At 70.9% G+C, this 6,809-nt stretch carries 5 protein-coding genes; 2 read left to right on the top strand and 3 right to left on the bottom strand.

Annotated elements, in window-relative coordinates; translation table 11 throughout:
- Positions 1–647 (bottom strand): IS256 family transposase (locus MM440_RS14240; protein WP_241445067.1); only part of this gene is annotated, 647 nt, incomplete at its 3' end.
- A 272-nt stretch (positions 648–919) separates the two neighbouring features.
- On the opposite strand from MM440_RS14240, the gene MM440_RS14235 reads away from it, so the two are divergent.
- Both MM440_RS14235 and MM440_RS14230 read left to right on the top strand, forming a co-directional pair.
- The gene (locus MM440_RS14235; protein WP_241445066.1) at positions 920–3,292 is read left to right on the top strand and encodes a bifunctional polysaccharide deacetylase/glycosyltransferase family 2 protein; all 2,373 of its coding nucleotides are present in this window, start codon (positions 920–922) and stop codon (positions 3,290–3,292) included.
- A gap of 29 nt (positions 3,293–3,321) precedes the next feature.
- Positions 3,322–5,679: an acyltransferase family protein gene (locus MM440_RS14230; protein WP_241445065.1), complete on the top strand. Its 2,358-nt coding sequence runs from the start codon at positions 3,322–3,324 to the stop codon at positions 5,677–5,679.
- A 4-nt stretch (positions 5,680–5,683) separates the two neighbouring features.
- Here the strand turns inward: MM440_RS14230 and MM440_RS14225 are convergent, their stop codons facing one another.
- Together MM440_RS14225 and MM440_RS14220 are read right to left on the bottom strand one after the other, a co-directional pair.
- Positions 5,684–6,595: a chitosanase gene (locus MM440_RS14225; protein WP_241445063.1), complete on the bottom strand. Its 912-nt coding sequence runs from the start codon at positions 6,593–6,595 to the stop codon at positions 5,684–5,686.
- Positions 6,596–6,628: 33 nt separating this feature from the next.
- Entirely contained in the window at positions 6,629–6,808 is a 180-nt protein-coding gene (locus tag MM440_RS14220; protein ID WP_241445061.1) for a hypothetical protein, read from the bottom strand.
- Between the last annotated feature and the right edge of the window lies 1 nt (position 6,809).

Here is a 6,809-nt window from a genome sequence, read left to right as displayed (position 1 = left end):
AAGCTGAGCCATCCGGGACCGGACTCGGTCGAACTCGTATGCACGCCAAGGATTTCGCGGTATCCCTCCGCGTTGACACCTGTCGCGATCATCACCGCGATCTTGACCACGCGATTGTTCTCCCGGACCTTCATCGTCAACGCGTCGGCGGCGACGAAGGTGTAGGGGCCGGCGTCCAACGGGCGGGTGCGGAACGCCTCGACCTGCGCGTCGAGGTCCTGGGCCATCACGCTGACTTGTGACTTGGACAGGCCGGTGATCCCGAGGGTTTGGACGAGTTTGTCCATCCGGCGGGTGCTGACCCCGAGCAGGTAGCAGGTCGCGACCACGGTCGTCAGGGCCTGCTCGGCGCGGCGGTGGCGTTCCAGTAGCCAGCCGGGGAACATGCTGCCCTCGCGTAGCTTGGGGATCGCGACATCGATCGTGCCGACGCGGGTGTCCAACTCGCGGTGGCGGTACCCGTTGCGGGAGTTGATCCGGTCGGGGTCACGTGTGCCGTACTCCGCGCCACACACACTGTCGGCCTGCGCCGACAGCAACGCGTTGATGAACGTGGACAGCATGTCCCGCATCAAATCCGGTGAGGCCTGGACCAGCTGGTCCTGCAGAAACCGGGCAGGGTCAATATCGTGGGGTGAGGCGGTCATCGTGTGCTCCTTCTTCGAGGTGGTTGTGGAAGATCTCTCGAAGAATCACCGGTGACCGCCGCTCACGTCATGAGCGACACGGCCACCAACTCGTACACCACTCTGCTGGACTCAACTCCGTCGAATTGGGCTCTTTGAGCCATTTTGCTCTCCGTCCAGGCAGGACGGGCGGGTCTGGGGGGTGCCGGTCGTCCGCGTCGCTGCGGCGGCGACGGGGCACCACAGCAGGGGGACTTCAGCACATGACACCAGAGCGTGCTCACGAGCACCAGTTGAGCGCTGCCGACGCAGCCGTCCAGGCCGTCGCCACCTCGACCGCCACCTCGATCTTCCTCGACCCCAGCGGACGCCGCTGGCGGGTGCTGCGACGGTGCGCCCTGACGCTGGCCCTGCTGCTCGTCGTCGGCATCGCCATCGCGTTGCCCCGGATGTACGCCTCGCCCTCCCTCGAGGGCCGGCCCACCCCGATCCAGCTGTCCAAGGCCGAGACCGGCCTGCGGGCCCCGATCGTCGGCGAGGGTCCGATGGAGCGGGCCGTCAAGCTGGTCCGCTCCCCGGCGTCCGCGGGCCACCCCGCGACGACCCGCAAGGTCGAGCCCTTCACCGGCGCAGACCTCGGTGTGCTCGCGCCGAAGGACGCTGCGCACGCGGGCGACGCGCCCTACGCGATCGAGCACTACGGCTACTCCGCCGCCGCGCACAAGACGATCGCCCTGACCTTCGACGACGGACCGAGCAGCCCGGTCACCCCGCAGCTGCTCGACGTGCTCGGCCGGGCCAAGGTCCCCGCGACCTTCTTCCTGGTCGGGCAGAACGTCGCCGCCCACCCCGACGTGGTGGCCCGCCTCTCCCGCGAGGGCCACGCGGTGGGCGTCCACACGATGACCCACCCCGACATCGCGCACCTGCCCGACTGGGAGGAGCAGGCCGAGCTGGTCGCCACCGAGCGCACGCTGCGCGCGATCACCGGCCGGGCGGCCACCTTCTGGCGGATGCCCTACGACGGCGAGGACGCCGAGTTCCAGCAGGACACCAGCGACGGGCTGCTGCGCGCGCAGCGCCTCGGCTACACCATCGCCTCCTACGACTTCGACACCAAGGACTGGGAGCACGACGCGAACCCGACGGGCAAGGTCACCGACATCCCGCTCCCCGACCTGCGCAGCGGCAAGAACATCACGATGCTCCTGCACGATGCCGGCGGCCCCAACCGCGAGCGCACGGTCGAGTACGTCAAGCGGCTGATCCCCGTAGCCCGTGCCGCGGGCTACACGTTCCAGACGATGCCGCAGGTGCAGCCCTCGATCCGCGAGAGCAACGCGCCGATCGAGGTCACCGTCTGGGACAAGGCCGTGCACGCAGGGGCCTACGCGACGTACGTCCTGCCCAACAAGCTCGTCGAGTGGCTCTTCGCGCTCGCGCTGTTCACCGTCGCCGTCCTCGGTCTCGGCAACGTCGCGCTCGCCGCATGGCGCCACCGCAAGCGGTCCCGGATCGACTGGCCGACGGCCGAGCAGATCGGCCTGCCCGTGTCCGTGGTGCTCGCGGCCTACAACGAGGAGCCGGTGATCGCCCGGACCCTGCGCTCCATCCTCGCCAGCGACTACCCCGTCCTCGAGGTCGTGGTCGTCGACGACGGCTCCTCGGACGCGACCGCCGCGCAGGTCCGCGCCGTGATGGCCGAGGACCCGCGGGTCGTGCTGCTGCGCCAGCCCAACGCCGGCAAGGCGCACGCCCTCAACAACGGGGTGGCGTCGGCGCGGGGCGACTACGTCGTGACGCTGGACGCCGACACGATCATGACGCCCACCACGATCACCAACTTGATGCGGCACTTCGCGCTGGACACCTCCGGCCGCCTCGGCGCGGTCGCCGGTGTCGTGCGGGTCGGCAACCGCACCACCAACCTGCTCACCCGCTGGCAGGCGCTCGAGTACCTCACCCAGATCGGCATCGAGCGCTCGGCGCAGGACCAGCTCGGCGCCATCTCGATCATCCCCGGGGCGTGCGCGGCCTGGAGCAAGGCCGCCATCAGCGCGGCCGGGGGCTACTCCAACATCACCCTCGCCGAGGACTGCGACCTCGCGCTGATGATGCACCAGCTCGGCTGGCGGGTCACCCAGGACGACGAGGCGCTGGCGTACACCGAGGCGCCGGAGACCGTGGACGACCTGATCGCCCAGCGGACCCGCTGGACCTTCGGGACCCTGCAGGCGATCTACAAGCACCGCAACCTGATCTTCTCCCGGCACGCGGGCGCGCTCGGGTGGTACGTGCTGCCCAGCTACGTCTTCTCGGTGCTGTTCCCGATCGTCTTCCTGCCCTTCACCTTCGTGATGGCCTGCCTGGCCTACCAGCAGCAGGGGCCGGGAGTGCTGGTCACCTTCTTCCTGCTCTTCGTAGCCCTCCACGTCCTCATCGCGGCCGTCGGCGTCAAGCTCATGGGTGAGGGCTTCCACCACCTGCTAATGGTCCCGATCTACCGGCTCGTGTTCGAGCCGCTGCGCGCCTATCTGCTTTACACCTCGGTCTGGTTGGCGTTCAAGGGAGTTCGGATGGGTTGGAACAAGTTCGCGCGCACCGGCTCGCTCGACACCAGCGCCGCGTCCACGCTCGACAAGACCCTCGCCGGGTCGAAGAGCTGACGTCGAGAAGTGAACAGGGGAAATCACCGATGACCATGACCGCCGACACCGTGGCGCCGCCACTGAGCGCGACCGTGGAGACACCAGCGGACGCCACCGCGCCGGCCACCGCGCCGGCCACCGAGGGCAGGCCCACGGTCGTGCTGCGTCAGCGCGACCGGTACATCGACTCGCTGCGGGCCTTCGCGCTCGTGCGCGTCATGACCTACCACGTCTTCGGCTGGGCCTGGCTGCCGATCCTCTTCCCGTCGATGGGCATCATGTTTGCGCTCGGCGGCTCGCTCATGGCGGCATCGCTCGACCGCTCCCCCGGCAACCCGTGGCGGGTCCTGCACAAGCGCGCCACCCGCCTGCTGCCGCCGTTGTGGATGCTCGGTCTGGTCCTGGTGCCGGTCATGCTGGCGCTCGGCTGGACCGTCACGGAGACGGCGGGTGACCCCCTCAGCTGGCAGACCCTGCTGTTCTGGGTGCTGCCGCTGTCGGACCCGCCCGGCAGCGCGTACGGCGCCGACTGGGTCCTCCCGCTCTGGTACATCCGGGGCTACCTGTGGTTCATGCTGCTGTCCCCGGCCGCCCTGTGGCTGTTCCGGCACTGGCCCAAGCGGATGCTGGCGCTGCCGCTGCTGCTGATCGCCGGCTACTCCTCGGGCCTGCTGCAGCTGGACGACCGCTCCGGTGACGTGCTGCTCACCCTCGGCATGTTCGGCGCCTGCTGGATGCTCGGCTTCGCGCACCACGACAACAAGATCCGCCCGCTGCCGCTGCGCGCCGTCCTCCCGATCGGCCTCGGCACCATGGCGCTCGGGCTGCTGTGGGCGGTGAAGTTCCCCGACGCGGACACCGGCGTCAACATCGACGACATCCCGATGGCCGACATGCTCTACTGCCTCGGCGCCGTCCTGATCCTGCTGCGGCTCTACCCCGACTTCTCGTGGATGGCCCGTCGGCCGTTCCTGGACAAGCTGGTCGCGACGATCAACTCGCGCGCCATGACGATCTACCTGTGGGGCAACGTCGCGATCTTCTTGTCCGTGCCGATCCTGGACCGGATGCCGTTCCCGACCGCCTTCGGCGAGGACAACTGGGGCGGCTGGACGCTGCAGTACCTGCTCAGCTGGGCGCTCCTGGTGGCGGCCATCCCGCTCTTCGGCTGGGTCGAGGACCTCGCCGCGCGCCGCCCGTTGCGACTCAACCCGTGGCCGTCGACCCCGGGGCGGATGTCCGCCCTGCGCACCCGCCGGGTCGAGATGCACGACCGCCCCAGCTGGATGCCGACCATGACCCCGGCGCGGCTGATCCTCGGGTCGGCGATGGTCGTCGGCATCGCCGGCTGCGCGACCGCCCTCGCCCTGCACGGCACCAACACCCCCGCCCGCGGTCCGGTCGGCGAAGCGCCTCCCAAGGCGGTCGCAGCGGCGGGGACCGGCACGTCGGCTCGCCAGGCGCAGGCGCGCGCCGCCTCCGGTGGCGCGGCCATGACCACGACCGTGCATCGCGCCACCAGCCCTGCGGCACAAGCGGTCTCGCGACTGCGCCTCGCGAGTGCCGTCCCCGTGTTCGCCGCACCGCAGGCCACTGCTGCTGCCGGTGGCACTGCTGGTGCCGCTGCTGCTGGTGGCGCTGCTGCTGGTGCCACCCCGGTGGCCGTCGCCGCCCCCGTCGCCGGTCCCGCAGGCGCTACCGCTGCGCCGGGAGCTCCGGCCGCCGCTGCCGGCATGCCCGCCCCCGTGGTGGTCCTGCCGGGTCTGCCAAACGCCGTCGGAGCGCCCGCGGTCGCGGCACCGGTCCCGGCGGGGCAGCCGGCCCCGGCCGTTCCGCAGTGGACCGCGCCGGTCGTCGCGCCGCCGGTGGTCACCCCGGCTCCAGCCGGCACCACGACCCCGGCCGGCACCACGACTCCTGCGTCGACCCAGCCGGCGCCTGCGCCGGTGGTGACCTGGACGCCGACACCCACCCCGGTGGTCACCTGGACTCCCACACCGGCGCCCACGCCGACCGTCCCGCCGAGCTCGCCGGCCACCACGACGCCCACCGCTCCCTCGACGACGCAGCCCGGCCCCACGACACCACCCGTGACGGTGCCGACCCAGCCCAGCGTGCCGCCGACTGTGCCTACCCAGCCGACGCAGCCGAGCGTGCCGAGCCAGCCCACGCAGCCGAGCCAGCCCACGCAGCCGAGCCAGCCGAGCCAGCCGGGCTTGCCTGCGACGACGACGCCGGCCGAGCCGAGCACCACGACACCACCCCAGCCGACGACGCCGGCTGAGCCCACCAACCCGCCTGCGCCGAGCACCACGGCACCGCCCACCACGACGACGCCCACCACGACGACGGCCCCCACGACGACGGCCCCCACGACGACGGCCCCGGCGCCGACCGCGCCATGACGGGCTACAGCCGCCCGGTCGCGTGGTAGCGGTTGACCTGAGCCGCGGTCAGCGAGTAGCGGTCTCCGTAGACCGACCACGCCAGCGGAAGGCCCAAGGTGAGCTTGCCCTGCGCGAGGAAGCGTCGCTGCATGGCGTCGATCCGCGAGGTGTCGCTGTGCGCCACCTCGCGGCGCATCACCTGGACGCGAGCGTCCAGGAAGGCCTTGAGGTAGACCCGCTCGTTGCCTCCCGCTGCGGGGGTGCGGGCCCGCAGCCGAGCGAGCCGGCGGACCTCGGCGAGACCGTCCTGGCCGTGCATCACGGCGGCGTCGTAGTACGCGAACTGGCCGAGCTCTTGGACCCGGTCGCGGACCCCGAGGTTCACGGCGGGGGTGAAGTAGGCCCGGTCCCGCATCCGGTCCTGCGCCGCCCGGAAACGGGGATCGGTGCGCGCGGCCTGACGCCAGGCCGTGACGAACGGCGCCCCCAGCCCGCGGGTCGAGGACGTGCCGTCGACCCGCTGCAGCGCGGGGAGGAAACGAGCGAGCGGGTTGTTGCGCGGCGCCACCCGGACGTAGTCGCGCACCAGTGCGAGCATGTCGTGCGTCTTGGACGTGAAGCCGATGATGCCCGCGGTGTAGCCGCGGTTCTCGGCGGCGTTCCCCTCGACGTCGTACTCGATGTAGCCGTACTGCCGGCGCCAGTCGAGCGAGGAGTTCTCGGCGGTCGACACCAGCATCATGATCGACTCCTTGGACTGGGTCGTGGCTGCGGTGGGGATACCGCGGAAGGTCACGGCCGAGGGCAGGGAGGCGAGCGAGGGCGCGGTCGACGCGGCGGCAGCAGCCGAGGCGGAGGAGGCACAGGCGAGGGTGGCCGAGGCGGTCGAGGCGGCGACCAGGAGGCTACGGCGAGTGAACAGGGGTCCAGTCATGACTACTGAATGTAGTCATTTGACTACCCTTTGTCAGCGTTTCGCACGATGCGGGCGCGTCGCGGCACTCTGGGTGACCGCCTGCTTGCTGACGTTGACGGCGTGCACCGGGTCACCGACGCCACCTTCAGCACCGACCACAGCAACGACGACCGCATCAACGGCGACCGCGCACCCGACCACCCGCTCTACCGCGACGTCGGCGGCGGCCACG

This window comes from Arsenicicoccus piscis (genome assembly GCF_022568835.1).
GTDB classification, from domain to species: Bacteria; Actinomycetota; Actinomycetes; order Actinomycetales; family Dermatophilaceae; genus Arsenicicoccus; species Arsenicicoccus piscis.
Note: the sequence above shows the minus strand (reverse complement) of the source record. Positions and strands in the feature narration are given on the sequence as shown.

Excerpts from the sequence above, each read along its gene's own strand:
- MM440_RS14230 (WP_241445065.1), top strand. The coding sequence starts at position 3,322 with ATGACCATGACCGCCGACACCGTGGCGCCGCCACTGAGCGCGACCGTG.
- MM440_RS14225 (WP_241445063.1), bottom strand. The coding sequence starts at position 6,595 with ATGACTGGACCCCTGTTCACTCGCCGTAGCCTCCTGGTCGCCGCCTCG.